26 protein-coding genes and 1 tRNA gene are annotated in these 26,399 nt (G+C 41.7%); 24 read left to right on the plus strand and 3 right to left on the minus strand.

All coding sequences use genetic code 11. The features are described 5' to 3' along the window. Positions 1-28 precede the first annotated feature (28 nt). The 22 genes from ACU696_RS16075 (at position 29) to ACU696_RS16180 (ending at position 16,712) form a co-directional block, all read left to right on the plus strand. Positions 29-1,066 (plus strand): phage major capsid protein, P2 family, encoded by a 1,038-nt coding sequence (locus ACU696_RS16075; protein ID WP_375083695.1) that lies wholly within the window; start codon positions 29-31, stop codon positions 1,064-1,066. Then, on the plus strand, positions 1,066-1,773 hold the full coding sequence (gene gpM, locus ACU696_RS16080; RefSeq protein ID WP_447343189.1) for a phage terminase small subunit: 708 nt from the start codon (positions 1,066-1,068) through the stop codon (positions 1,771-1,773). Before ACU696_RS16075 ends, gpM begins: the two co-directional genes overlap by 1 nt. Positions 1,774-1,874: 101 nt before the next feature. Continuing rightward, positions 1,875-2,099, plus strand: coding sequence for a hypothetical protein (locus ACU696_RS16085; protein ID WP_447343190.1), 225 nt, complete (start codon positions 1,875-1,877; stop codon positions 2,097-2,099). Between the two features lie 13 nt (positions 2,100-2,112). Next, positions 2,113-2,565 carry a head completion/stabilization protein gene (locus ACU696_RS16090; RefSeq protein WP_369105765.1) on the plus strand — a complete coding sequence of 151 codons (453 nt, stop codon included), beginning with the start codon at positions 2,113-2,115 and terminating at the stop codon, positions 2,563-2,565. After that, entirely contained in the window at positions 2,562-3,041 is a 480-nt protein-coding gene (locus ACU696_RS16095; protein WP_164455410.1) for a phage tail protein, read from the plus strand. Before ACU696_RS16090 ends, ACU696_RS16095 begins: the two co-directional genes overlap by 4 nt. Further along, the gene (locus ACU696_RS16100; RefSeq protein ID WP_164529147.1) at positions 3,031-3,729 is read left to right on the plus strand and encodes a hypothetical protein; all 699 of its coding nucleotides are present in this window, start codon (positions 3,031-3,033) and stop codon (positions 3,727-3,729) included. Before ACU696_RS16095 ends, ACU696_RS16100 begins: the two co-directional genes overlap by 11 nt. Before the next feature lie 12 nt (positions 3,730-3,741). Next, a complete protein-coding gene (locus ACU696_RS16105; RefSeq protein ID WP_166184541.1) occupies positions 3,742-4,860 on the plus strand; it encodes a DUF2586 domain-containing protein in 1,119 nt (372 codons plus the stop codon). Then, on the plus strand, positions 4,860-5,315 hold the full coding sequence (locus ACU696_RS16110) for a phage protein (RefSeq protein WP_048608860.1): 456 nt from the start codon (positions 4,860-4,862) through the stop codon (positions 5,313-5,315). Before ACU696_RS16105 ends, ACU696_RS16110 begins: the two co-directional genes overlap by 1 nt. A 13-nt stretch (positions 5,316-5,328) precedes the next feature. Beyond that, positions 5,329-5,622, plus strand: a complete 294-nt coding sequence (locus ACU696_RS16115) for a phage holin family protein (protein WP_239354600.1) — start codon at positions 5,329-5,331, stop codon at positions 5,620-5,622. Next, positions 5,619-5,951: a M15 family metallopeptidase gene (locus tag ACU696_RS16120; protein WP_447343191.1), complete on the plus strand. Its 333-nt coding sequence runs from the start codon at positions 5,619-5,621 to the stop codon at positions 5,949-5,951. The genes ACU696_RS16115 and ACU696_RS16120 overlap by 4 nt, the downstream gene beginning before the upstream one ends. Next, positions 5,951-6,328, plus strand: coding sequence for a hypothetical protein (locus tag ACU696_RS16125; RefSeq protein WP_375083699.1), 378 nt, complete (start codon positions 5,951-5,953; stop codon positions 6,326-6,328). Before ACU696_RS16120 ends, ACU696_RS16125 begins: the two co-directional genes overlap by 1 nt. Before the next feature lie 101 nt (positions 6,329-6,429). Next, the gene (locus ACU696_RS16130; protein WP_096864679.1) at positions 6,430-6,693 is read left to right on the plus strand and encodes a putative phage tail assembly chaperone; all 264 of its coding nucleotides are present in this window, start codon (positions 6,430-6,432) and stop codon (positions 6,691-6,693) included. Positions 6,694-6,737: 44 nt separating this feature from the next. Continuing rightward, the gene (locus ACU696_RS16135; RefSeq protein ID WP_409373456.1) at positions 6,738-6,884 is read left to right on the plus strand and encodes a DUF6890 family protein; all 147 of its coding nucleotides are present in this window, start codon (positions 6,738-6,740) and stop codon (positions 6,882-6,884) included. Continuing rightward, positions 6,881-8,980 (plus strand): phage tail tape measure protein, encoded by a 2,100-nt coding sequence (locus ACU696_RS16140; protein WP_447343192.1) that lies wholly within the window; start codon positions 6,881-6,883, stop codon positions 8,978-8,980. The genes ACU696_RS16135 and ACU696_RS16140 overlap by 4 nt, the downstream gene beginning before the upstream one ends. After that, entirely contained in the window at positions 8,973-9,308 is a 336-nt protein-coding gene (locus tag ACU696_RS16145; protein ID WP_447343193.1) for a DUF2590 family protein, read from the plus strand. The genes ACU696_RS16140 and ACU696_RS16145 overlap by 8 nt, the downstream gene beginning before the upstream one ends. Then, entirely contained in the window at positions 9,298-10,488 is a 1,191-nt protein-coding gene (locus tag ACU696_RS16150) for a baseplate J/gp47 family protein (protein ID WP_447343194.1), read from the plus strand. The genes ACU696_RS16145 and ACU696_RS16150 overlap by 11 nt, the downstream gene beginning before the upstream one ends. Further along, positions 10,475-11,092, plus strand: a complete 618-nt coding sequence (locus ACU696_RS16155; RefSeq protein ID WP_447343195.1) for a phage tail protein — start codon at positions 10,475-10,477, stop codon at positions 11,090-11,092. The genes ACU696_RS16150 and ACU696_RS16155 overlap by 14 nt, the downstream gene beginning before the upstream one ends. A 12-nt stretch (positions 11,093-11,104) precedes the next feature. After that, on the plus strand, positions 11,105-13,150 hold the full coding sequence (locus tag ACU696_RS16160; protein ID WP_447343196.1) for a phage tail-collar fiber domain-containing protein: 2,046 nt from the start codon (positions 11,105-11,107) through the stop codon (positions 13,148-13,150). Next, the gene (locus tag ACU696_RS16165; RefSeq protein WP_447343197.1) at positions 13,150-13,764 is read left to right on the plus strand and encodes a tail fiber assembly protein; all 615 of its coding nucleotides are present in this window, start codon (positions 13,150-13,152) and stop codon (positions 13,762-13,764) included. The genes ACU696_RS16160 and ACU696_RS16165 overlap by 1 nt, the downstream gene beginning before the upstream one ends. After that, positions 13,746-14,522: a hypothetical protein gene (locus ACU696_RS16170; protein ID WP_447343198.1), complete on the plus strand. Its 777-nt coding sequence runs from the start codon at positions 13,746-13,748 to the stop codon at positions 14,520-14,522. The genes ACU696_RS16165 and ACU696_RS16170 overlap by 19 nt, the downstream gene beginning before the upstream one ends. After that, the gene (locus ACU696_RS16175; RefSeq protein ID WP_447343199.1) at positions 14,467-15,033 is read left to right on the plus strand and encodes a baseplate complex protein; all 567 of its coding nucleotides are present in this window, start codon (positions 14,467-14,469) and stop codon (positions 15,031-15,033) included. The genes ACU696_RS16170 and ACU696_RS16175 overlap by 56 nt, the downstream gene beginning before the upstream one ends. A 2-nt stretch (positions 15,034-15,035) precedes the next feature. Next, positions 15,036-16,712: a hypothetical protein gene (locus ACU696_RS16180; RefSeq protein WP_447343200.1), complete on the plus strand. Its 1,677-nt coding sequence runs from the start codon at positions 15,036-15,038 to the stop codon at positions 16,710-16,712. A 681-nt stretch (positions 16,713-17,393) separates the two neighbouring features. On the opposite strand, the gene ACU696_RS16185 is transcribed toward ACU696_RS16180, so the two are convergent. Then, positions 17,394-17,469 (minus strand) — tRNA-Lys (locus ACU696_RS16185). Positions 17,470-17,724: 255 nt separating this feature from the next. Between ACU696_RS16185 and cycA the strand changes: the two genes are divergently transcribed. Next, on the plus strand, positions 17,725-19,125 hold the full coding sequence (gene cycA, locus ACU696_RS16190; protein ID WP_004909817.1) for a D-serine/D-alanine/glycine transporter: 1,401 nt from the start codon (positions 17,725-17,727) through the stop codon (positions 19,123-19,125). Positions 19,126-19,194: 69 nt separating this feature from the next. Here cycA and putP read toward each other — a convergent pair whose 3' ends face one another. Continuing rightward, complete coding sequence (gene putP / locus ACU696_RS16195; protein ID WP_164528956.1) at positions 19,195-20,679, minus strand: sodium/proline symporter PutP; 1,485 nt, start codon at positions 20,677-20,679, stop codon at positions 19,195-19,197. Positions 20,680-21,177: 498 nt separating this feature from the next. Here putP and putA point away from each other — a divergent pair, with 498 nt between their 5' ends. Further along, the gene (gene putA, locus ACU696_RS16200) at positions 21,178-25,161 is read left to right on the plus strand and encodes a trifunctional transcriptional regulator/proline dehydrogenase/L-glutamate gamma-semialdehyde dehydrogenase (RefSeq protein WP_240105806.1); all 3,984 of its coding nucleotides are present in this window, start codon (positions 21,178-21,180) and stop codon (positions 25,159-25,161) included. Between the two features lie 219 nt (positions 25,162-25,380). On the opposite strand, the gene fliZ is transcribed toward putA, so the two are convergent. Next, entirely contained in the window at positions 25,381-25,899 is a 519-nt protein-coding gene (gene fliZ / locus ACU696_RS16205; protein ID WP_004255757.1) for a flagella biosynthesis regulatory protein FliZ, read from the minus strand. Positions 25,900-26,399: the final 500 nt, after the last annotated feature.

Consider the following 26,399-nt stretch of genomic DNA (forward strand, 5'->3'; position numbering starts at 1 on the left):
TCGTCATTAGTTTAGGAGAGGGATTTCCATGTTAAATCAAAAGGCAGTTAAGTGTCTTGATAGTTATGAAGAAGGCCTTAGAAAATCTTATGGGATTGATAAGACTTCTCGTTATTTTAATTTGTCAGACCCAAAAGAAACCGCTTTGCGTTCTGCATTATTAGACCGCATTGAGTTTCTTAATATGATTACTTGCGCTGATGTTGACCAGTTACAAGGCCAAGTCGTCGCTGTTGGTAATCCGGGTATTTTTACAGGTCGAAGTGATACTGGTCGTTTTATTCGAAAAACTGCGGTTAGTGGTAACGAATATAAATTGGTTGAAACCGACTCAGGTGCTGCGTTGCCATGGAGTTTATTGTCTGTTTGGGCGAATGCTGGCTCGGAAGACGAATTTGCACAACGCATGCAAACATTTACTAATGAATCTTTTGCGCTAGATATGCTCCGTATTGGTTTTAATGGTGTGAAAGTTGCGGCTAAAACCGACCCTGAAAAATACCCGAACGGTGAAGATGTCAATATCGGTTGGCATCAAATCGCTAAAAATTGGGAGAATGGTAAGCAAATTATTACTACTCCGGTCACCTTGGATGACAAAGGCGATTATCGCTCATTAGATGCGATGGCATCAGACCTGATTAATACCTGCATTCCACAGCAATTCCGTAATGACCCGCGCTTGGTGGTGCTTGTTGGTGCTGATTTAGTGGCAGCAGAGCAATATCGATTATATCAAGCGGCTGATAAACCAACCGAAAAAATCGCTGCACAAATGCTGGCAGATACTATCGCGGGTCGTAAAGCGTTAGTGCCGCCATTTATGCCCGGTAAGCGCATGGTTGTGACAATGTTGTCAAACCTGCATATCTACACCCAGCGCAACACGCGTCAGCGTAAAGCAGAGTTTGTAGAAGACCGTAAGCAGTATGAAAACAAATATCTGCGTAATGAGGGATATGCGTTGGAATACCCAGAGTTATATGCCGCTTATGATGAAGATGCAGTGACTATCGGCACCGTTTCTGAATTACCGAACAATCCAGATAATCAGGAACAAGAGTAATGTTATCACCCGCACAACGCCACCGCTTAGACGTTGAAGTCAAGCAAAAGCTGGAAAGGCAAGAGGCCATCACTATCGCTGATGGTGCCAGCATGCACTTACAAGCGAGGGCGATTGAGCGGGATGTCAAAAGACTGCGTGAGCAACCGACAACGGCTGACCGCGTGGAAATGAAAAAGCGGGAGTTACTCCCCGCTTATCTTCCCACCGCTGAACGCTATTTGTCCGAGGGGGAGATCTACCGAAACCCGATTTTTGCTTACTGCACCGTTTGGCTATTTGATGTTGGGGATTTCGACAAGGGATTGGATTGGGCAGATATTGCCATTGAGCAAGGACAGCTCACCCCAGACAATTTCCGCAGTAATTTTCCGGCCTTTGTTGCTGACACTATCTTAGCGTGGGCAACATTAGAAAATGAAGCGGGAAACAGTATTGAGCCTTATTTTTCAAGAACCTTTAAAAATGTCACTGAAAAATGGCGAGTTCACGAAAAAATCAGGGCGAAATACTACAAATTTGCTGCATTGAATTTACTCAGAAGCAATATCAATGAAGATGCGAAAGCCAGCGCCATTGATTGTGTTGATACATTGGAGCAAGCCTCATCCTATATGGAAAAAGCACGACAGCTTAATCCGAAAGTGGGTGTTGATACGCATTTAAAACGGATCGCCATGCGCATTCGAGCGTTAACAGCAGAATAAAAACGACTACCGCAAGCCGAAACGGGCGCGGTGGAGGTATGACAATCATGTCATTAACCGTGGAAACCGGACTGCCCGTTTTTTTATTACAAGGATAGAAAATGAAATCAGAAACAATGGTTGGCGCGATATTGGTATTACTCATTATTGCAGTGTGTTTATTGTTATCTCTGGGCTTTTCTTGGGGAATATTAAGTGTCTGGAATTGGTTCTCAATTTCAGCCGAATTAAATACGGTAGTACCTGTAAATTGGGGAACGGTTATTGGGCTATCAGTCATTTTATTTGTATTGCGAAGTATATTCTGGCGGAGTGATTCAAAGTAGCGAGCGATAAATTATGTTTAATGGCAACGAGTTAAATTATCAATCGGTCGAAATAACTAATGATGGTTTTTGGCCTGATATTAATTTAGCGGATTTTCAAAAGCAGCGCCAAGTACCACCTGATTTAAATCATGAGTTATTAACCGATGCGTTATTAGCGAGTGTTGCTGAAATTAATTTATCGCTCGAATCACTGAAAAAACAATTGTTGTCTAAAGGTTATAACACGGCAAATGATGCTCCGGGAGCAAAAGCCAATGGGCAAAATGCATTGTGTGCACAATATAAAAAGGCACTCTATGCACGGGCTAAAGCGGATTTGATAGGCGAAATAACATCAATTGTCAGCCGTGCGGCAAATCCGAAGCAAGAAAACCCTGAAACAAAGAATAATTTACTCGCAGAAGCCGCATTTGTGATCCGCAATATGAAAGGCTTAAAACGTGTCACGGTGGCGATGATATGAATAAATTAAAAAGCCTAACTGATTTTTTAAAAGCCAATTTACCGCCACGCGTCTGCGATGTTGAATTTAAAAGCGAAATGGACGAAATACAGTTTATCCGCGCGCATCGGGACTTAGGCTTAGACCAATATCAAATGATGATACGACAAAGTGAAGCTGTCATTTCATGGGGGCGTTTTCCTTATCGACTGATTCATCCTGATTATATCCCTTTGCTAATTGATGCGTGGGCATGTGAACAAGATAACGAGTTAGGCAATAGCAATATCGAACAAGAACCGCCATCTATGATTGTTGAAGTTGATGACGAAACAGCCGTTGTCATTGTGTCAATTTCACTCGCTGAGCCCGTTGTGATGAAAGAAGACATAAACGGGATTGTTCCTTTTGATGGTAAACGTTGGTCACTGGCAGATACCGAATTTGGATACGCAGAACACGCTGAAATTTATAGTGACGTGAAAAATGATAATTAAAGGCCAATTGAGCAAAGAGCAATTTGCAGAAATGCAAAAAGCGTTAAAAAACCTTGAATTACCAGAAAAGAAAAAACAGCGTTTTTTATGGCGCATGGCGAAACATGGCGTAATTGCATCAGCAAAACGAAATGTTAAAAATCAACAATCGCCTGATGGTGAAGCTTGGAAAAAAAGGCAAAGTAATTATAAGAAAAAAATGCTTCGTAATATGCCTAAATTATTGCATATCAGGGAGATGCCTGAAACAGATTCGGTAAGAATTTATTTACAAGGTGGAAATTATCATAGTGGCGGTAAAAAATTAAGTGCGGGTGTTGTTGGTTTCACTCAACAACATGGAATGAAAGCAACAATAAGAAAACGTGATGTTCAATCAAAAAAAACAACTGAGCGTGAAGCCACAAAGAAACAAGCAAAAAAATTACGTGATTTAGGATATCAGGTTAAATCTGGGAAACGTTGGAAAAAACCAACTGTAAAGCATATTTGTGAAAATATGGATATGGGGCAAGCAGGTTTATTAATTAGAAAGTTAAGTGAAAAACCACCTAAAAATACATGGTCGATAGATGTTCCATCCCGTGTTTTTTTAGGCATGAGCGACAGCGATTTTAAAAAGGCACTCGCAAGGCAGTTACAAGGGATTGGATTTGGCGCTGATGTTAAAGCGCAGGATATTAAATAAAAGGACTTAACTATGTGGCCTAACATTCAGGTTAATCAAGTCAATCAGTTACAAGGCGAAACCAAAGAAATTGAGCGTGTTTTGCTGTTTGTGGGCAAAGGGAAGAGCCATATTGGTGAAACCTTACCTGTTAATACTCAAACTGATTTAGATACATTATTGGGGGTAGAAAATAGCCCTTTAAAGTCGAATATCAAGGCAGCAATGGCGAATGCTGGGCAGAACTGGTTTGGTTATGTTCACGTCTTACCGGAGAGCGCAGCCGAAACCGATTTTGTTGATGCGGTAATGAAAGCGCAATCTGTTGCCAGTGTTGAGGGCTATGTCTATATCGGTGATACCACCAAAGCCACCATTAAGGCCGCGCAAACACTCCGCGCAAATCTAATGGCGAAGTTTGGGCGCTGGACATGGGCAATTCTTTCTGTCGCAGGATTACAAGCAAAAGAAACGTGGCAACTAGCATTAACGCGCCTTGGTGAACTTCAAAAAGGCGAAGCGGTTGAATCTATTCAATTAGTGCCCACATTTTGGGGAAATGAAGCGGGCGTATTGGCGGGTCGTTTATGTAACCGTGCGGTTACCATTGCTGATAGTCCGGCTCGGGTGAAAACAGGCGCTTTGCTTGATTTAGGTAGCGTTGATAAACCTAAAGACGATAGCGGTGTAGAAATTGATTTAGCCACCTTGCAAGCGTTGGAAAAACTCCGTTATAGCGTACCGATGTGGTATCCCGACTATGACGGCATGTATTGGTCTGATGGTCGCACCTTAGATGTTGAGGGCGGTGATTTTCAAGCGATTGAAAACTTGCGTATTGTTGATAAAGTCGCGCGTCGCGTTCGTTTACAAGCTATTGCAAAAATTGCAGACCGTAGCTTAAACAGTACACCAAACAGCATTGAAACCCACAAATCCTATTTTGCTCGCACAATGCGTGAAATGTCACGTAGTGCAGAAATCAACGGTGTCACGTTCCCCGGTGAATGTAAACCGCCACAAGACAATGACGTCGTGATTGTGTGGAAAACCAAAAATACCGTTGAAATTTATATCACAGTAAGAACGTATGAATGTCCGAAAGGAATTACGGTCAGTATCTTACTGGATGCTAGCTTGGAGAGCGCATAATGAGCCAACGTTTATCTGGTCAATCCTTTGACTTTAATATTGATGGCGACTTAATTCACGTCGAAAAAGTGAGTCTATCCATTACTGATAATACCGCAGCCGCGCAAACCAAAGGTATGCCCGACGGCTTTGTCGCGGGTGATGTGAGCGCAGAGGGTGAAATCGAAATTAGTACAAAATATTTTGAGATTATCGTCGCAAAAGCGCGGGCGGCAGGTTCATGGCGTGGGATTAAGCCAATGGATTTCTTATGGTATGCCAAGGCGGGCAATGAAGAAATGAAAGTCGAATCATTCGGTAATAAATTGATTTTGACTGATATTTTAGATACCGACCCAAAAGGTGGCGCACTCACTACTCACAAAATTAAATATCTGGTCACCAGTCCTGATTTTGTGCGGATTAAAGGTATTCCGTATTTAGAGTCGGAATTAACTCAAACCCTTATCGGATAAGGTAATTTTGTTCATGGAAGAACACGAAAAAACGTTTATAGCCCTATTTTTTATGGGGGTCTTGATTGCTATAGGAAAAATTCTAACTAGTGATGAGCAAATTACAGTTCGGTTGTTTTTTGGGCGTGTAATTTTAGGCGCGGCAATATCAGTTTTAGCAGGGGCTTTATTGATATGGTTTCCTGATATTTCACCCTTAGCACTCACAGGAATTGGCACGGCATTCGGGATAGCAGGATATCAATTGGTTGAAATGTGGCTGAAAAAGCGTGGAAGCGCATTATTACAAGGAAAGTTAAAAAAATGACACTTAGTGAAAAACAAGCATTGTTTACCGTGATGATTGCTAAATTAATTTTTTGGGCTGACGAGCACGGCTACCGCCTCACCTTTGGTGAAGCTTACCGCACGCCAGAACAGGCCGCAGCTAACGCAAAATCAGGCAAAGGCATTAAAAACAGTTTGCATACGCAACGTTTAGCCGTCGATTTTAATCTGTTTAAAAATGGTGCGTGGCTGACAAAATCCACTGACCATCAACCGCTTGGCGAATATTGGGAATCTATCGGAGGAACGTGGGGCGGTCGATTTAATGACGGTAATCACTACTCATTAGAGCATAACGGGGTTAAGTAATGACAAAGCAACTTGCGCTAATACTTGCGTTATTACTTTGTGCATTTGGCGCAGGTTGGCGAGTCAACGGGCTTTATCACGACAGCTTAGAGCTAACAGCTCAAAAAGTGGCAGATAAAACCCGTATTAATCTTGAAGAAATATCAAGCCAATCAGGCCAAGCGCTTGAGGAAAAATTGGAGGGGATTGCCAATGCTGCCCCCAGAGAAATACGCACTGAAATTATTAAGCCTGTGTTTACTAACGTTTGTGTTAGTGATGAGTTTGTCAGCATGTACAACCAAACCGCCGACAATATCGAGCGTGAACTATCAGGAAAACCTGTTAAAAAAATGCTCGACGGACATTCCGAGACTCACGGGAACAACAGGCCGTGATATCTCAGAGCCATTAGAAAAAATGGCTATTTTATACGGTCAATGTGCCGCACGGCACAACCAATTAACGGACGAAATCAGAAAGAGAAAGGAACTATCTCATGACTAAAAAAATTATTACGTTAACTATCAATGAAAAAGACGTTAGCTTTGAGCCAAATATCACGGCTTATAATGGCATGATTAACGATATGTCGATGGACAATAAAGTTGCCCCGCTCACCACTTATTTAAAACGTATTGTCACCGCTGAAAGCAAAGAATATTTAGACGAATTACTCAGCTTTCCGGGGGCTGCCGCACAGCTAGCCGAAGCAGTAAACAAAGAATACGCGCCAAAGCTGGAAATTAGCGTAAAAAACTAAAAAACCGTGTTCGTGCAATTGAGCGCAATGAGTTAGAGCAATTCATTGCGCTCAGAAAACACTATTTACCTCATGAGCCGGACACGGAAGAAAATATCGCTACTGCAATCTGGTTAGATAACCGTCACTGGGAAAACACGCAAATTGCAGTCGCAAACGGAATTGTATTAGCGTTTAAAGGTGACTCATGAGCGAGTTAGATTTTACTCTCAGCCTTATCGACAATATCACAAAGCCTATTCGACAAGTGCAATCGGCTGTCTCTAATTTTGCTAGAGATAGCCAAGTCGCCTTTGGTAAAATTGCGGTAGGCGGTGCAGGCCTTGCCGGGGCGTTCTGGTCTATTAAAAGCATTCTTGACCCTGCCATTGAAATGAATGACGCCATGATGAGTGCATCATTACAGGGTATTGATGATGGCATTATGTCTAAAGTGTCTAAAGACGCCCTGAAATTCGCATCCCAATACGGAAAATCATCCATTGATTTTGTCAATTCCACTACGGCAATCAGCAAAGCCATTAACAATGTCACGCAGCAAGATTTGCCGCAATTAACCCGTATTACCAATACGACAGCCGCTGCATTGAAAGCCACATCAACCGAAGCCGCCGAATACATGGGGCAAATGTTCAATCAGTTTGAAAACCAAGCCAATGCCGTCGGTCATGTTAAATTTGCCGAAGATTTGGCAGGTAAGGCCGTGTATATGTCAAAAGCATTTGGCGTATCGATGGCTGAAATAACAGGTTTGATGGAGGGTGCAAAAAATGCAGGTACGCAATTTGGCGTCGGGATTGATGAACAGCTCGCAGTGTTGGGTGAGCTACAACGAACGCTAGGCGGTGAGTCGTCGGGGGCGTATGAAGCATTCCTCAAAACAGCCACCGATAGCGGTAAAAAACTCGGCCTGTCATTCGTCAATGCGTCAGGCCAGATGTTATCCATGCCTGAAATGCTGGATAAATTGCAAGCCAAATACGGCAAGAGTATTGAGGGCAATTTAAAAGCCCAAAAAGAAATTGAAGCGGCCTTTGGTGATTCTGCCGTCGTGGTCAAACAGCTTTACGGCAATGTCGATATTTTGCGAAAAAATATTGGTTTCTTGGGGGCTAGTGACGGAATGAAGCGCACCACGGAACAAGCCGCAAAATTAGCCAATCCGTGGGAACGACTGATGTCTATTTGGCAATCTATCCGCATTGCCATTGGTATGACGCTATTACCTGTTATTACGCCATTAATTGATAAGCTCGCAGAGGGAGGTCAAACCCTTGTGCGTTGGTTTACGTTATTCCCTAACATTGCACGATGGGTTGGTTATATCACGATGGGAACACTCGGTTTTGCCGCCGCAGGTGCTGCCGCAAATATCGTGATGGGTATTTCCAAATTTATCATGGTGGGGTTAAGTATCATCATGGGGGTATTTAGTGGTGTGCTAAAAATGGGCACTGCTGCTATTTGGTTATATCGCACAGCAATATTGGCATGGAATACCGCCCTTAAATTTATTCGCGGCACATTGTTAGCGGTGCGTATTGCTGCAATGGCGGCAGGAGTCAGCTTTTCATTTATGAGCTGGCCTATCTTATTAGTAATTGGCGCTATCGCCCTACTCGCTTATGGCATCTATAAACTCATTAAACATTGGGATGATGTTAAAGCCGCAGTAATGAACACGACAGCGTTTAAAGTGGTGGCGATAGCTGTTCGCATGGTTGGATTAGTTGCCGCACAAGCGTGGGAATGGATGGCACAAAAATGGCAAGAATTTAAAGATTATTTCGGTGATACCTTAGTTTTCAAAACCATTATTGCCATGTCTGAATTAATTAGCCAAGCGTTTAATACCGCATGGAATGCCATTGCAGATGGTTGGGCGGCACTTTGGGGCGCATTTGAAAACTTCTCACTAATTGACACATTCGACAACATGATTGAGGGGGTTGTTAAGCTGTTCTTTGACGCATGGGAAACTATCGAATCATCCTTTGCTAAAACATTTAACGGCATTATCGACCTGTTAAATTACTTGCCGGGTGTCAATATTGAAACCAAAACTACCGGAACCGTTGACGGCTCCCCCGCCCCAGCAGGAGCGGCAGGTTTATTAGTCGGTGGGCAACTTAGCGGCGTAGAGAAAGGCGGCATTAGTCGGCAAATCAGCAATAACCGAACCCAATCGATTGATAACAGCAAGCGATACGATACAGTAAATATCAATGTGACAAACGGAATGTCACCAACGGATTTAGCGGAATGGACTGCGCTTGATAATGGTTAACTTACTCTACATTGATTTATTAATTACAAACCGAGATTTGACATTAAACTCCGGCAATGAACCGGAGTTATGCAATAACCGTCAATCAATCACCCAAGATGTGGCACACCGTATTATTGAAAGCGGACTCGCCACCCAATTAGTGGCAGAGCGTAGCCCAACATTACGTGCGGACATTCGCACGCAAATGGAAATCTTGGTTGAAAGTGATGAACGGTTAGTTCCGGGTACCGTTGTGATTGATGAAGAAAATACTAAGCGACTTTGGGTAACCGCTGATACTTATGATTTTGGCCGTATCAATTTAGGGGTGAATTATGAACAGTAAAAACATTCCTGAAATTGATTATGAACAGGTTTTACGTGATAGCGGGATGCCTGTCTCAGAGGAAGAAATTAGCGATAAATTTGCGGAAATTGTCCACGATGAGGGCTTTGTTACTAACACCTCGGACATGTCGCCGTTTTGGCGCTTGATTAATACCATCGTAACAAAGCCTGTTCGCTGGCTTACGGAAGCATTAATTAATGTCACCTTGAAAAATATGTATTTAGCCACTGCATCAGGGCAATGGCTAGACATGTTTGCATGGGGCGTCAATTTAACGCGCAAGCCTGCCACCGAAGCAAAAGGCGTCATCCGTTTTTATCGTACCGCAGGTGCGGGAACAGTCACCATTCCTGCCGGAACCATAGTGCAAACAGAGCGTATCAACGGGATTATTTACAGTATGAAAACCGTTGAAACGAAAGCGATAAATACCGATAGCGCATTAGTGCCGGTTATCGCTGAAAATGCCGGAGGGGCTTACAATCTTGCTCCTGGTTATTTTCGTATTTTACCCGTGGCGATTGCAGGGATTGAGCGCGTTCAAAGTGAAGAAAATTGGTTATTAGTTCCGGGTGCGAATGCAGAAAGTGACAATGATTTGCGTGACCGCTGCCGCAATCAATACAACTTAGTCGGTCAATATCATACCGATGCGGTTTATCGCGGCATGATAGCGAATGTTGTTGGTTTGAGTATTGACCGTATTTTCTTTTTACATGATGCGCCCCGTGGCGCAGGTACCGCCAATGCGTATTTGTTATTGGACAGTGGCGTCACCAGTCAGCCATTTATCGACAAAGTGAATGATTATATTAATGCACAAGGCCACCACGGACACGGTGATGATATGCGGTGTTTTCCCATGCCAGAAACACAGCACGTATTAAAAGTGACTTTATTTGTGCAAAGTGTGGAAAACTTTACCGCAGAGGAATTGCAAAAACTTAAACAAGATACGGGTGATTTGGTGCGTTGTGCATTTCGTGAAAACACCAATTATGACGTTAAAAAAACATGGCCATATTCGCGTTTTTCATTCTCAAATTTAGGTCGGGAGCTACATAAACAATTTTCCGTCTTGGATTCTATTGTGTTTAGCATACCCGATATTGTCAGTGATTTAAGCGTGCCGCGCCTAAAATCGCTCACGGTTGAGGTGCAAAATGCCCGAGTTTAAAGAGCGATTAAAGCGACTGCAATTGCCGTCATGGATGAACCTTGGTGAGCTCGCCATATTATTACGGTCAGCAAAGCGATTTTGGGAAATAGTTTATAGCTGGTTAACGTGGCCTTTGGCGCAATTAGACCCCGATACATGCACCGAGCCATTATTAAACTTGTTGGCCTATCAGCGCGATATCCACCGCTTTAATAATGAACCGTTGGATTTATACCGTAAGCGCGTGAAATATGCATTTATCAACGCCAAAGACTCCGGCAGTGTCGCAGGATTTATTGAGATATTTAAACGCCTTGGTGTGGGCTATGTCGAAATTAATGAGCGACAGCCGGATATTGACTGGGATGTCATTATTTTACGGGTCAGCGACGGGCAAATAGCGAATAACCCTGATTTGTTGCTGCAAATTATCCGTCAGTACGGGCGAACGTGCAGGCGCTATCGCTTTGAAGTCATGGCGGTGCATGAGTTAGGAATGCGAGTGGGCTTTATTGAAGCCGATTATATTTGCTATTACGCCACGCTTCCAAATCAACCATTATTTATTCGAATTGGACAAATTACCGCGTCAAGTGAAACCTTTGGCGCATCATTAATGTAAAGGACTACATTCATGGCATCAGTTATTACTACTGCTTTCGAAAATTGGAAAGCCCAAGAAGCGGCAAGCGGTAAGGCCGTATTGTTGGATGAATTCGTGTTCGCTAATGTGCCGAATTTAGACCCAACCAAACCCATTGACCGAAACGAAAAATTACCCCCTGCAAATCAAATTGTTCACCGTCAAGCGGTCAATAAAGCAGGTTTAGCCAGCGAAAACGCCGTGGCCTATAGTGTCACGATGGGTACGGAAGTTGGTAATTTTGATTTCAACTGGATAGGCTTATTAAATAAAGCATCTGGCACGGTTGCAATGATTACCCACGCCCCGACCCAAAAGAAATTAAAAACACAAAATGGCCAACAAGGGAACGTGTTAACCCGTTCGTTTTTATTGGAATTTCAAGGGGCAGCAAAAGAAACTCAAATCACGACTACTGCCGAAACATGGCAAATTGATTTTACTGCACGTTTGTCGGGCATTGATGAAATGCAACGCCTGATTAATATTGATAGTTACGGCGCGGCGGCATTCTTTAATGATGGTTTTGAAGTTACGCGCAGTGGTGAACAATTTACCGTCAAAAAAGGTTTGGGTTATGTCGGCGGCTTACGTGGCGAGCTGGCACAAAACCAGATTTTAAATGGCTTGCGCAATACTAAAATTTACGCTGATTTTAGTTATCAAGGAAACATTATTAGCAAATGGAACACGGTTGTTAAAATTACATCAGCACCAACATTAAATAATTATGTTGATGCGGCTGGATTTATGCATCAGGTGTTTGCTATTGCCAGCATTGACGCATCAGGGAGCGTAAAAGATTTACGCCCAATAGGCGCGTTAAGCGACCAAGATATTAATCTATTAAATCAAGAGGTTAATAAGAAATTTAATGGCGTCCTTTCAAGCGCTACTGTCCCCCATCCATCTGGGAAATATTCTGGGGCGATGGAATCTACTGGCGAATTATATAAAAAAATGAAAGGGATAAGAGTAAAATCAAATCATGATGATAGTGCGATTTTACTTGCTGTTGGGGATAATGGTGCCATATTCACAGCAGTTTACGGAAGCAATGGTAACTTTATAAAAAGCGGATGGCTATTAGATTATGATAGTGCAATTAGCAAACAAGAAGTTGAGGTTTTATTAGGGAAAAAATTTGATAAAAATCAAATAAAAAATGAATTTGGGGAGGATATTGAGAGCGTTGTTTCTCAAGATTTCATCACTCGGATGATGAAAGAAAAAGCCAGTAATAATGAACTAAACATAGGGTTAGCAAGTAAATTTAATGCCGCAAAAGAATTTAACAATGTGCCACCGTCAGAGTTTTCTGGTGCAATCAATGTTAATAATGACCTATATAAAAAAATGAAAGGCATCAGAGTTAAATCAAGTACTAGCGATGCTGCAATTTTGCTATCCGTTGGAAGTGATGGCGCAATATTTACTGCTGTATATGACGAAAATGGGAAATACTTAAAAAGTGGTTGGATGCCAGCTCCAGAAGATACATTGTCTGTCAATCATTTAGCAAATGATGTTGGAAGTTCAACACAAAAAATAATGAATCAAAAAGCGGTAACGGATGCAATTAATGCAGTCTGTCCAATTGGGTCATCAATTCTTTGGAATACATCTGCGCCAATTCCTAGCAACTTCTGGGCTAATGAGGGGCGTTCATTTTCTGAGATTGAGTATCCAGAAGCTGCAAAGATATTCCCTGATTTAAAGCTACCAGACGATAGGGGGTATGCAATACGAGTCGCTGACAATGGAAGAGGAATAGATGCAGGTCGTAAGGTTGCAACATACCAAGAAGATGCACTGCAGAAATTCACGGGTAAAGTTGACTTAATTGGGCAATCTTTATCGGGTGGTGCTGGCGAAGGCGTATTAAAGATGGGAGAACAAAAAGCGGCCTCGGCGGAGGGTGGGAGAGTTTCATTTGCTCCTAGGGATTTAACGTTCGATGTATCTCTCGTAGCCCGCACAGCAAACGAAACACGCATGAAAAACGTAGCTAAAATTTTAATAACGAGAATGAAATAATGAGATATTCAACTGAAATTCAAAAAGCGCAATTGGATGAACAAGGTTTAGCAACTATCGCGGGATGGGTAGAAGTCTACCTTTGCGATTCAATGACCCGTGAATATGTTCGAGCATCATTAGACAATGTCCCTTTTGGTGGTTCTGTTGTTGCAGATGCTTATTTAGATAAGCCAGACCTTCCAACCAAATCAGGTATTGCAATTATTCGCAGTGACGACGAAAAATCATGGTTACACGTTCCTGACTACCGCAAAAAAACAGCTTACAGCACGGAAACACGCCAACCTATTGAAATTGACTTTATTGGTGACCTGCCCAGCGATTTAACATTGTTAACACCAAAAACAGAATTTGATAAGTGGAATGGTAAAAAGTGGGTAACAGATACCGATGCACAAAAAGCGGCTTTAGTCGCGCAGGCTGAACAAGAAAAAGCACAGCGATTAGATGAAGCGAATAGCACTATCACGTATTTGCAAGATGCCATTGAAGTCGGTCTTGATGATGACGATTACGAAACAAAATTGAAAGCATGGAAAATATACCGTGTTTATCTCAATCGCGTTGATACATCTACTGCACCGGATATCGAATGGCCAGTGAAACCGTAATACACCCAAAGTGGCGTAAAAGTCTGATGAAAATGTCCCCGACCATGTCGGGGCTAACTTGTTCGATGGTGCCTGCACATCCGTTTATTTACGGGCTTGGGCAAAAAACCGATACAGGCTGCTATTTAAGCCCAACGAATGCCATTAATCATATTGCAAAGAAATTGGCAGGGGCGGGTGAAACTGACATTGTTGTCATGATGGTATGCGCTAAATCGCAGGTAGAATTTATGTCATTGTTACAAGTGTTTTCGTCTGTGTTTCCATTGCCAGTTTTCTCACAAGTGGAACGCATGGCAAAAACAGCGGCTAATCTGCAAGTCACCAAAATGCAATTGCCGGGCAAACAATTTGGCGGCTTACCTAAGCCGCAGGCACTATCAACATCAACAAGTCGAGCAACAATTAATGCTCAATTGATAGAACAGGCGAAAAATAGCGCAGGCAGCGCAAGCGGTATTGATGCCATGAAATCTGCTATGTCTGGCTTTAAATCAGCAAGAGAGAACGCACTTAAAGAGATTGGCAATAAACTCACGGAGTTACTCGGAAAATCCGTGGTTATTTGGAGTTTTACGGGCAAAGGTACAGGCGATTATTTAGCGGAACGGCTACAAAAAGATATCCCTGAGCCAGATGCCATTTTTACATTGGCTACACTGTTTGCAGGAAGTGAACTGGCACCACTAAAAGGAATGCTTCATGATCCAACAAAATCAATCAACAGCACAGAACCCGACAATCACGCTCGCCCTTGATGGTGAAGCTATTCCGCTGAAAAACATCAAAGTTAATTCGTCTATTCAATTTCAAGATAAAGACCAGTCCGGTCAAACGTCCAGCACATCCGTAGCGGAGCAAGGCATTAAGCCGCAAGAGTTGCGCATCACGGGTGTGATTAATTTTATTGATGAAAAAATACTCACGCGACTATTTACGTTAGCAAGAGCCACCGAAAACGGAAAGTTAAAACGTTATCGGGTGGCAAACCACACCGCAAAAGCGATTAATTTTCGCATTGGTACTTTTACCAACAATCTTGATGCCAGTGAAATTGATGGGCAGATGGCGTGGCAAGTCACATTCACGTTGCGAGAGCATTTATCCGTATCGGAGAAAAAAGACGCCAGAGCCGCAGCACAAGTCAAAGCGAAAAAACAAACGGGCAATCCGAAAGCACCGACGGCAGAGTCAAAAGAAGAAAAAGACGAATTAAGTTGGTTTGAAAGTACGGTTTTGAAACCGATTGATGATTTAGGGAATAAATAATAATGAAACCCATTAGCCGCTGTTATTTATCCAATGATGAAGTCCATATTGTGGATGCTAAAATCATGCTTGAACTATCGGCGTGTGGTCGTGGTTTTTTGACGGTTGAGACAGAAGATGATTACACAGGTAAATTAGTGCGCTTTGATACGGGGTACACCGATTCACTGTATCGGTATTTCACGGGATACGTTGAACGCTCACAACCTGCCGATAATGGCTTTCAAAAATTATTTGTTCGTGAGCTCGTTGGCCTGTTTGATAAAATGTGGCCATGTTCATTTCAGCACCCAACATTAAAAACCATCACCGACTACTTACAGGAAAATAGCGGATTAACGTTTATTTTACCCGATGCAAAATACATCAATACGCCTATTCCTCATTTCACCCACAACGGTACCGGATATCAGCTACTAACTAATTTAGGCGTAGTTTTTAGTATCACTGATTATGTGTGGTATCAAATGCCCGATGGTAAAGTTTTTGTCGGCAGTTGGGTTGATTCGATGTTTAAATCCGATAGCCACGAAATCCCCGCAGAATTTTCAAAGAATCAATCTGCAGGTAACAGCGCCACTTATCCATTAATCCACGATTTACGTGCCGGAACCGTGGTAAATAATCAGCGGGTTAATAAAATTCAGCTTGAAAATGATGATATTACGCTCTACTGGACAGCCGCAAATCCATTGACAGGGAAAGCCGAAAATAAGAGCCCAATTCAAAAACAAATTGATAAGGCTTACCCCGAATTATCCGCAGGTTTACATTTACCAAAATTCGCGCGAATTGAATCACCAAGCGAGTCAGTTAGTGCCGGTGATATTTCTGACCCATTCAGACCGAAATATGCCGTTGACGTGCAATTGCTGGATAGTGACGGTAACGAATCAGCCGCACCAACTTACAAAGCGGTACCTTTACCACTACCAATGGCAGGCGGTGAAAGCGGTATGTTTCAATTTCCACCCGAGGGAACATTAGTCGAAATTGCTTTTGAAGGCGGCAGGCCAGATAAACCCTTTATCCGGCAAACGCTCAGTCAAAATAATACCCTACCGGACATACAACCAGGGGAGCAATTGCAGCAACAGCGCAAAGAAGTTTTTCAGCGTGTCACACAAGATGGTAGTTGGAACCGTGAAACTGACCAAAGCATTAATGAAGCGTCAATGTTACGTATTATCAAAGCGGACAAAGAACAGCGCGAACTGGTCGCGAGGGAAACCACAGTACAGGCCAGCGACACATTAACCGTTCTAGGTACACGAAAATTACTAGCGGGCGCTATACAGCAATTATCTGAGGGTGACTACTCAATCGCCACATCATCAAATTATGTCGCCAGTATTGAAAAAGACATGACACTTGATATTGGACAAAACTCAACTATCACCGTGGGACAAAAGCTGATAGAGAAAGTTGGACAAATAAAACAAAGTATCGCAGGCGCACAGCAACAAATTATTGCCCCTGTTGTTTGGATAGGTAGCCAGCAAATCAACGTCGCACAGCTAATGATAGACACACTTGATGTAGTGAAAGAATTAGCAGAATTGACAGCAGCACACACTCACAGCAATACAGGCGCACCATTAAACGCGCAAGCGATTAAAGGTACTGGCACCAAGTCAGACACCTTGAATGAAAAGTATTCTCCCGTCATTGGTAAGTAAAGTTATCGTCCACCATTTGCCCACCGAGTGTGGGCTTTTTTATGCGTCCAATATAGCAGCCTGAGCGCAACTCAGAGCGCACCAATCACCCAACCATACCACACAATAAATAAAATGGATCGCACTTACTGCATTGCGCTAGCGAGTCACAGCGCCCACGAAAGAAAAGATTTCACCACGTAAAACGCACTACACCGCACCCGCCTGCACAATTTGGATCTAAAAATTATTTCAGTTTTAAAATTCTACAAAACATATCGCCAAGCCGCGCCAGTACTAGGGAGTTGACAAAAATCTCAAACTGAAATGTGTGAAAAGAATTTCAATAGATTTCAGTTTTTGGATCACAAAGCGGATCGCGTTAAAAACACAACACAATGAAATATATAAATATTTTCTATTTTACGTGAGTTTTATTGGATCGCGATATCAACCGTATAATTTCAGAAAGCCAGCAACCATGCGGCTTGAGAGGAATTGAAAAACTGAAATGAACTGGAAAATTATTTGGGGAAATTAGCGTGACATACTTTAGACAAAATAAAAATAGTTGTGACATGTCACGAAAATAATCAATGGTAGTGAAAAATCTCAGGGGACAAAAAAGGGACAATGACTACTAGACACAAAAAAGCCACCGTCTATAAAGTGGCTTATCATACTGATATTAAAGTTTAATTTTGGTGGGTTGTGGGGGGCTCGAACCCCCGACCTAATGATTAAGAGTCACCTACTCTGCCAACTGAGCTAACAACCCGATACAAATTATTTAACGCCTAACAATTGCTACAGTCAATATGATTCTGCTATTTTTATTATCTAAGTTAATTTAAAGTTACGAATGTAAAATTTAAGAAAACTATCGCTTGAATAAACATCACTTCGTTTCTAACAAGATAACTTTTCCTTACTCTAATTGAGATTTGTGTCACAATATTTCACGCAAACATAACCACAAAATTATAAAAAAGACTGTGGCTAATTATCACAAACCACTACGGACATCTTTAGTATGGAAGAAAATGCGAATTCACTATCAACACAACCCAACGCTGATCGTAATCAGCTAAAACGTAGTCTTAGTAACCGCCATATACAACTTATTGCTATTGGTGGCGCAATTGGTACAGGCTTATTTATGGGTTCTGGTAAAACCATTTCACTTGCGGGCCCATCAATTATCTTTGTGTATATGATAATCGGCTTTGTGCTATTTTTTGTGATGCGCGCAATGGGTGAACTGCTACTTTCTAATCTGGACTACAAATCATTCAGTGATTTTTCTGCTGACCTTATCGGCCCATGGGCAGGTTTCTTTGTCGGTTGGACATACTGGTTTTGCTGGGTTATCACAGGTATTGCCGATATCATTGCCATAACAGCCTATGTGAGCTTTTGGGTTCCTGATTTTCCTGAATGGGTAACCTCATTTATCTGCGTAGTCACCTTATTAACACTCAACCTGGTTTCTGTCAGGCTTTTCGGTGAGCTCGAATTTTGGTTCGCTATGATAAAGATTGTTGCCATAGTGGCTCTCATTGCAGTAGGTGGCACACTAATTGCCATGAATTTTCAATCCCCTACGGGTCATACGGCATCTTTAAGCAACATCTGGAATGATGGTGGAATGTTTCCGATGGGGATCAGCGGCTTCTTTGCTGGCTTCCAAATTGCTATTTTTGCGTTTGTTGGGATTGAATTAGTCGGAACGGCAGCCGCTGAAACACGCGATCCAGAAAAATCTTTACCGAAAGCTATCAACGCGATACCTATCCGGATCATTGCATTCTATGTGTTATCTTTAATTGTGATTATGGCAGTTACCCCATGGCGAACCATATTGGCCGATAAAAGCCCATTTGTAGAAATGTTTGTCCTGATAAGCTTACCTGCAGCAGCAAGTATTGTTAACTTTGTCGTTTTAACTTCTGCAGCTTCTTCTGCAAATAGTGGTGTATTTTCCACCAGTCGAATGCTTTTTGGGCTTTCAAAAGAAGGGGATGCACCAAAACAGTTCAGCCAATTATCGAAAAAAGCCGTACCCGCTACTGGGTTAATTTTTACCTGTATCTGCCTCAGTTTTGGTATTGTTCTGATCTATTTTATTCCTGATATCATGCATGCATTCACACTAGTCACAACCGTGTCTGCAATTCTTTTCATGTTTATTTGGAGCATGATTTTATATAGCTATTTAAATTTCCGTAAAAAGCGACCTGAGATGCACAAAGCATCCCATTATAAAATGCCTGCGGGTATTGTGATGTCGTGGTTAAGCCTCGCCTTTTTTGCCTTTATGGTTGTTTTATTGGCATTTCAGCACGATACAAGACAAGCCTTAATAGCAACACCAGTTTGGTTTATTTTGCTCTTCATTGGTTACCAATTCGCTAAGCGCAAAAAGAACCATTAATGAAAAATAAGCAAAAAGGCCGAATAACAGTATTGTTACTCGGCCTTTTTAGTTTATAAACTCGCTCGATTAACTTGCTTTATATTCTGCCTCGGCTTCATCAAAACGAGCCTGCGCAGCTGCACTTGGTGCTTTAGTTATCAAGCTGACAACAACAATCGCGATTGTTGCTAATAAGAAACCTGGGATGATCTCGTACAAATCAAACCATTTGTATTTTATCCAAACGAGTACTGTCACTGCACCAACTAACATTCCTGCGAGTGCGCCCGTACGCGTCATTCGTTTCCACATTACAGAGATTAAAACAACAGGACCAAACGCTGCACCGAAACCAGCCCATGCATTACTCACTAATGCCAAAACTTTATTATTTGGATCACGAGCAATGTAAATGGCAATTGCAGCGACTAACAACACCATAAAACGCCCGACCCATACTAACTCTTTTTGGCTAGCACTCTTACGAATAAAAGGCTTATACAAGTCTTCCGTTAGCGCACTCGCACAAACTAATAATTGGCAACTTAACGTACTCATTACCGCGGCTAGTATGGCTGATAATAAAATACCAGCGATCCATGGGTTAAACAAAAGCCCCGTTAACTCCATGAATATACGCTCATTATTTTGCATGACCGAACCCGCTAAAGCCGGATTATTTTCAAAATAAGCGATACCAAAGAAGCCAACCGCAATCGTTCCACCTAGGCATAACACCATCCATGTCATACTTATACGTCGAGCAGAACGAATAGTACGAGCAGAGTCTGCTGCCATAAAACGTGCTAAAATGTGAGGTTGCCCAAAATAGCCTAATCCCCAACCTAATAATGACAGAATTGCGATGATATTCATGTCTTTAAACATATCAAGATATTCAGGATTCTTAGCTTTGATCACTTCAATAGAGGTATCAATTCCCCCTAAAGAAAGGATCACAACAATAGGTGTAAGAATCAATGCGAAGATCATTAATGAAGCTTGAACAGTATCGGTCCAACTCACGGCTAAAAAGCCACCTAGAAAAGTGTAAGCAATCGTCGCGAGTGCACCTAACCACATCGCCTTCTCATAGCTCATATTAAATGTGCTTTCAAATAACAAGCCACCTGCGACCACACCTGACGCACAATAAATCGTAAAGAAAACTAAAATAACAACAGCAGAAATAATACGTAAAATCTTACTGTTATCCTCAAAACGGCTAGTAAAGTAGTCCGGTAATGTTAACGCATTATTATTTTTTTCTGTTTGGACACGTAAACGCCCAGCAACAAATAACCAGTTAAGATATGCACCGAGACTCAAACCGATAGCAATCCAACTTTCAGAAATCCCGGCCAAGAAAATCGCACCTGGTAACCCCATGAGTAACCAACCGCTCATATCTGAGGCACCAGCAGACAATGCAGTTACAACACTGCCTAAACTTCTCCCACCCAGAATATAGTCGTCAAAGTTTTTCGTTGAGCGATAGGCCATATAACCAATTAATAACATGCCAGTAATGTATACGACGAACATAATGATCATCGGAGTGCTTACAGTCATCCTGTTTTCTCCATTGAGTAGCTTTAAAATTATTAGTTATCTTTATAAGTGACCGCTGATAACTTGTAACTTCATGGTGTTGCACTTTATTGCACATATTTAATTTATCTGCGCAAACACCAAATAGGTTGTGATTGTTTGTGTTGCACTAACTTAATATCTTAACTGCCACATCCTAGACAGAGTCGTATTAAATTAACAAGAAATTAACTATTTTTTATTGCATAAATAGAATCCATATCACAAATGTTAAAATTTAAACTTAAATTCACAATCAGATGTTTAATCGCCTCATCTAAAGATGATAAATATAACTACATGTAAAATATAACAAATAAATGAATACCAATTTAATTGAAATTATTAGAACTCAAAAAACTCGATATGTTTCACATTTCTTTCAGAAATTACACGTAACAATGTTGCACAAAGTTGCAACATTAAGATAATGTGGTGTAACTTTTTGATTAAAATGACTCGTGACCTAGAGGAATTAAGATGAGTAGCACTACAACTATGGGTGTGAGACTTGATGAAGCAACTCGTGAACGCATTAAAAATGCCGCTCAGCGTCTTGACCGCACATCACATTGGCTTATCAAACAAGCTATTTATAATTACCTAGAACAACTCGATAATGGCCAAGCCTTTCCAGAGCTCTCACCGGGTATCGATGTAAAAGAAAATCAAACTTCTGATGAAGACACCACCGTTGAATCTAACTATCAACCATTCTTAGATTTCGCAGAGCACATTTTACCACAATCTGTAAAACGCTCTGCAATTACTTCTGCTTACCGAATTCCTGAAACACAAGCCGTGCCAATGTTGTTACAGCAAGCACAGCTCCCTACAGAACAAGCTGAAGCCGCTCATAAATTAGCTTATTCAATAGCTGAAAAACTACGCAATCAAAAAAATGGCATCGGCCGCTCAGGTTTAGTTCAAGGTCTACTCCAAGAATTTTCACTTTCATCTCAAGAAGGTGTCGCATTAATGTGTCTCGCAGAGGCCTTACTGCGCATTCCTGATAAAGCAACTCGAGATGCGCTCATCCGCGATAAAATTAGCAATGGGAATTGGCAATCACACCTTGGCCAAAGTAGCTCAATGTTTGTCAATGCCGCGACTTGGGGTCTGCTATTTACGGGTAAGCTAGTTTCTACGCATAATGAAGCTAAACTCTCAACCTCACTTAATCGCATCATTAGTAAAAGTGGTGAACCGCTGGTACGCAAAGGCGTTGATATGGCGATGCGCCTTATGGGAGAGCAATTTGTTACTGGCGAAACTATTTCCCAAGCGCTCGCTAACGCACGAAAACTCGAAGATAAAGGCTTCCGCTATTCCTACGACATGCTGGGCGAAGCCGCATTAACGGAAAAAGATGCACAAGATTACATGGTGTCTTACCAACAAGCTATCCACGCGATTGGTAAAGCATCAAATGGCCGCGGTATTTATGAAGGCCCTGGTATTTCAATTAAGCTATCAGCATTACATCCACGTTATAGCCGTGCACAATACTCTCGCGTAATGGAAGAGCTTTATCCACGCCTGTTATCCCTAGTATTACAAGCGCATCAATACGATATAGGGATTAATATTGACGCAGAAGAAGCCGACCGCTTAGAAATCTCTTTAGATTTACTAGAAAAACTCTGTTTTGAACCACAACTCGCGGGGTGGAATGGGATTGGCTTTGTTATCCAGGCCTATCAAAAACGCTGCCCATTTGTGATTGACTCAATCATAAATTTAGCTGAACGCAGCCAACGTCGTTTAATGATCCGTCTGGTAAAAGGGGCTTATTGGGACAGTGAAATCAAGCGCGCGCAAATGGATGGGCTAGAAGGTTACCCAGTTTATACGCGTAAAGTGTATACTGACGTTTCTTACATTGCCTGTGCACGAAAACTGTTGTCGGTTCCCAATTTAATTTACCCGCAGTTTGCAACGCACAACGCACATACTCTCTCTGCTATCTACCAAATTGCAGGTAAAAACTACTACCCAGGCCAATATGAATTCCAATGTCTACATGGAATGGGTGAACCACTTTATGAACAGGTGGTTGGTAAAGTCGCTGATGGCAAACTAAACCGCCCTTGCCGTATTTATGCACCTGTCGGTACTCACGAAACACTACTTGCCTATCTGGTGCGTCGATTATTAGAAAATGGTGCAAATACTTCATTTGTAAACCGTATTGCTGATGCCACTATTCCGCTAGATGAATTAGTTGCTGACCCAGTTAAAGATGTCTTAGAACTGTCTAAAACTGAAGGTCAAATTGGCTTACCGCATCCAAAAATTCCGTTACCACGTGATTTATACGGCCAAGAACGAGTAAATTCGATGGGGCTTGACCTATCAAACGAACATCGACTCGCTTCCTTATCAAGTGCCCTACTGAGTGCAGGTATGCATCAAAAAATAGCAGAACCGCTGTTAGGGGGCAATTTCCAAGCTTCGCAAACGTTACCTGAAGCAACACCAATTATAAACCCTGCCTGTAATAAAGATATAGTTGGCCATGTTCGTGAAACAACAGAACAAGAAGCTGAACATGCATTAAATACCGCTAACGATGCGGGTACTATCTGGTTCGCAACTCCGCCTTCTGAACGAGCAGCTATCTTATTACGAGCCGCTGACCTTATGGAGCAACAGTTACAGCCACTATTAGATATTTTAGTTCGTGAAGCGGGTAAGACCTACAACAATGCAATTGCGGAAGTTAGGGAAGCGGTAGATTTTCTTAATTACTATGCAACTCAAGTCAAGAATGATTTTGATAACAATACGCACCGTCCTTTAGGGCCTGTGGTCTGTATTAGTCCATGGAACTTCCCGTTAGCAATATTTTCAGGCCAAATTGCAGCTGCTCTCGCGGCAGGAAATACCGTACTCGCGAAGCCGGCAGAACAAACACCATTAATCGGTGCTATTGCGGTTTCCATTTTGCATCAAGCGGGTATTCCACGCGATGTACTGCAATTTTTACCGGGTAAAGGTGAAACGATTGGTGCCCAACTCGTTGGTGATAGCCGTGTTCGTGGAGTCATGTTTACGGGGTCAACTGAAGTTGCAGGATTACTTCAACGTAATATCGCTGGACGCTTAGATGCACAGGGCCGACCAACCCCGCTGATTGCAGAAACGGGCGGATTAAATGCAATGATCGTTGATTCTTCTGCATTAACAGAACAGGTTGTCATTGATGTTGTCGCATCTGCATTTGATAGCGCAGGTCAGCGTTGTTCAGCACTGCGCATTCTATGCATCCAAGAAGATGTCGCAGATAGAACGATTCGTATGTTAAAAGGCGCAATGGAAGAGTGCCGCATGGGGAATCCAGAACATTTATCAACTGATATTGGCCCGGTGATTGACCGTGAAGCAAAAGAAAATATCGATCAACATATTCAAAAAATGCGCAGCAAAGGGAAAGTCGTCTTCCAAGCCGCATTTGAAAATCATGATGATCAACAAGAACAAATGGAAGGAACCTATGTTAAGCCGACATTGATAGAACTTGATGATGTTAGTGAGCTGAAAAAAGAGATCTTTGGCCCTGTTCTGCACGTTGTACGTTTTAAACGAGATGAGCTAGAAGCACTCGTTGAACAAATTAACGCTGCGGGTTATGGGCTGACACTTGGTGTTCACACTCGTATCGATGAAACTATCAACCAAGTTGTTTCAAAAGCTAAAGTAGGTAATCTGTACGTAAACCGAAATATGGTTGGTGCCGTTGTTGGTGTGCAACCTTTTGGTGGTGAAGGTTTATCTGGAACTGGGCCTAAAGCAGGCGGGCCACTATACCTCTATCGTTTATTAAGCGAACGCCCAGATAACGCGGTTTCAAACACTTTAGAGAGACAAGATAGCCATTTACCGATGGATGCCAGTGCCCGAACCGTATTACTCGAGCCATTTGAAGCACTTACTCAATGGTCTGAAAAACAAAATTCGGTTATTTCCCCCTCCGTTATTGAGCTATTTACACGCCATAGTCAGACAGGAACCACTCGTGTGTTGCCCGGTCCAACGGGAGAAAGGAATACCTATACCTTGCGCCCACGTGGTTTGATTTTATGCCTTAGCGATAATGAACAAGATTGTTTAACTCAGTTAACAGCGGTGCTTTCTGCGGGTTGTCAGGTGTTATGGCCAGATAGCGAACTTCATCAGAAGCTATTTAAGTCACTACCTGAAAAAGTGAGAAAAACCATATCGCTAACTAAAAACTGGATAGAATCTAAAGAGCCAATCGAAGGGGTTATTTACCATGGTGACAGCGATCAGTTAAAAGAGGTTTGTGCAGCGGTTGCACAACGTAAAGGGCCTATTATTTCAGTACAAGGCTTTGAACGAGGTGAAACTAATCTGCTGACTGAACGCTTACTTCATGAGCGCTCATTGAGTGTCAATACCGCGGCTGCAGGTGGTAATGCTAGCTTAATGACGATCGGGTAATAAACAAAAGGCCTGACCTCGCAGTTTATGAGGATCAGGCCATCCATCACAATGTGTTTATTTAAAAATACACTTATCTCATAAGAATAACAGTCGCGGTTCCTATCAGATAAGTGCTATCTCATATATTTACTGCTAGAAACATAAAAGGTGCCCACGAGGACACCATTGTTTAAAAACAACAATGAAAATAACGATGCTTATTTTCAGTATGTCATTCTAATTATTGCACTTTTCAGATTCCCAGAATAAATATTGTTCATATTTACGTAATGCAATATTGTAATTGCTAAATGCAGAGTCTGTCATTTTTTCACTTAACTCTTCTTGAACTTTACTTGCAGTAAATTCTTTCATAGAAAAATTAGAAGAAGATAACAGCTCATCTAAACGTCGTAAACGAACAACATATTCACGAACAGTACTATGGCTCATCTCAGTCTGTAAGAATAAATACTGTTTAAATGACATAATATCAAAATAATCAGTATTACTATTGCAATAAATTTCACTACAAAAACGACAAAGTGCAGTAAATTTATCTTGCAGCTCCCCCCAGGTACCTTCATCAACCAATTCAGTCATATCAGCGATAGCTTCTTTATTTAAGATGTCATCGTTGAAAACTAAAGAGATGCGATCAAGGGTCTTGTGACAATGTGCACAATGAGTTTGGCTGTGTTTAAAATCTTTGATGTAACGACTCAGAGGCCGTTTCTTTACAATAGAAGCAGACATAATGGTAAAGCCCTGTGTGTAAGTCTAAATATAAAATTGTAACCAAATAAATCAGGTTACATACATTGTATGCCCATAGCATTAATATATTATTTGCTATGTTGCATTGTGATATGGTGAACCCATATCATATATTCTTACTTTACCTTTAGAGAACTAATCATTCTAAAAATGTACAGTAAGAAAAGGTATCGCCCTTTGTTAAAAACATTCTAACCCGTATCTCGCTCTTTGGCGAATTTCTACGGTGAATCAATTTTGGTATGAATTTGAGTTAGCGTCAACAAAATTAACTTAATTGTCGTTAACCCTGTACACCTATCATTAACCATAAGTTAAGCGATATTTACTTATTAGTTCGCTTAAAAACAAAGACTTTACCTGATAATTTCATCTTCGTACAAAGAAAATTTAATTTAAAAATCAAACTTATACTGATACAAAGGTTTTCTTCTTAAATTTGTGAAGTAGCTCACTTTTCACATCTATAATTGCATCTT

It is taken from the genome of Providencia sp. PROV_01 (assembly GCF_053098325.1).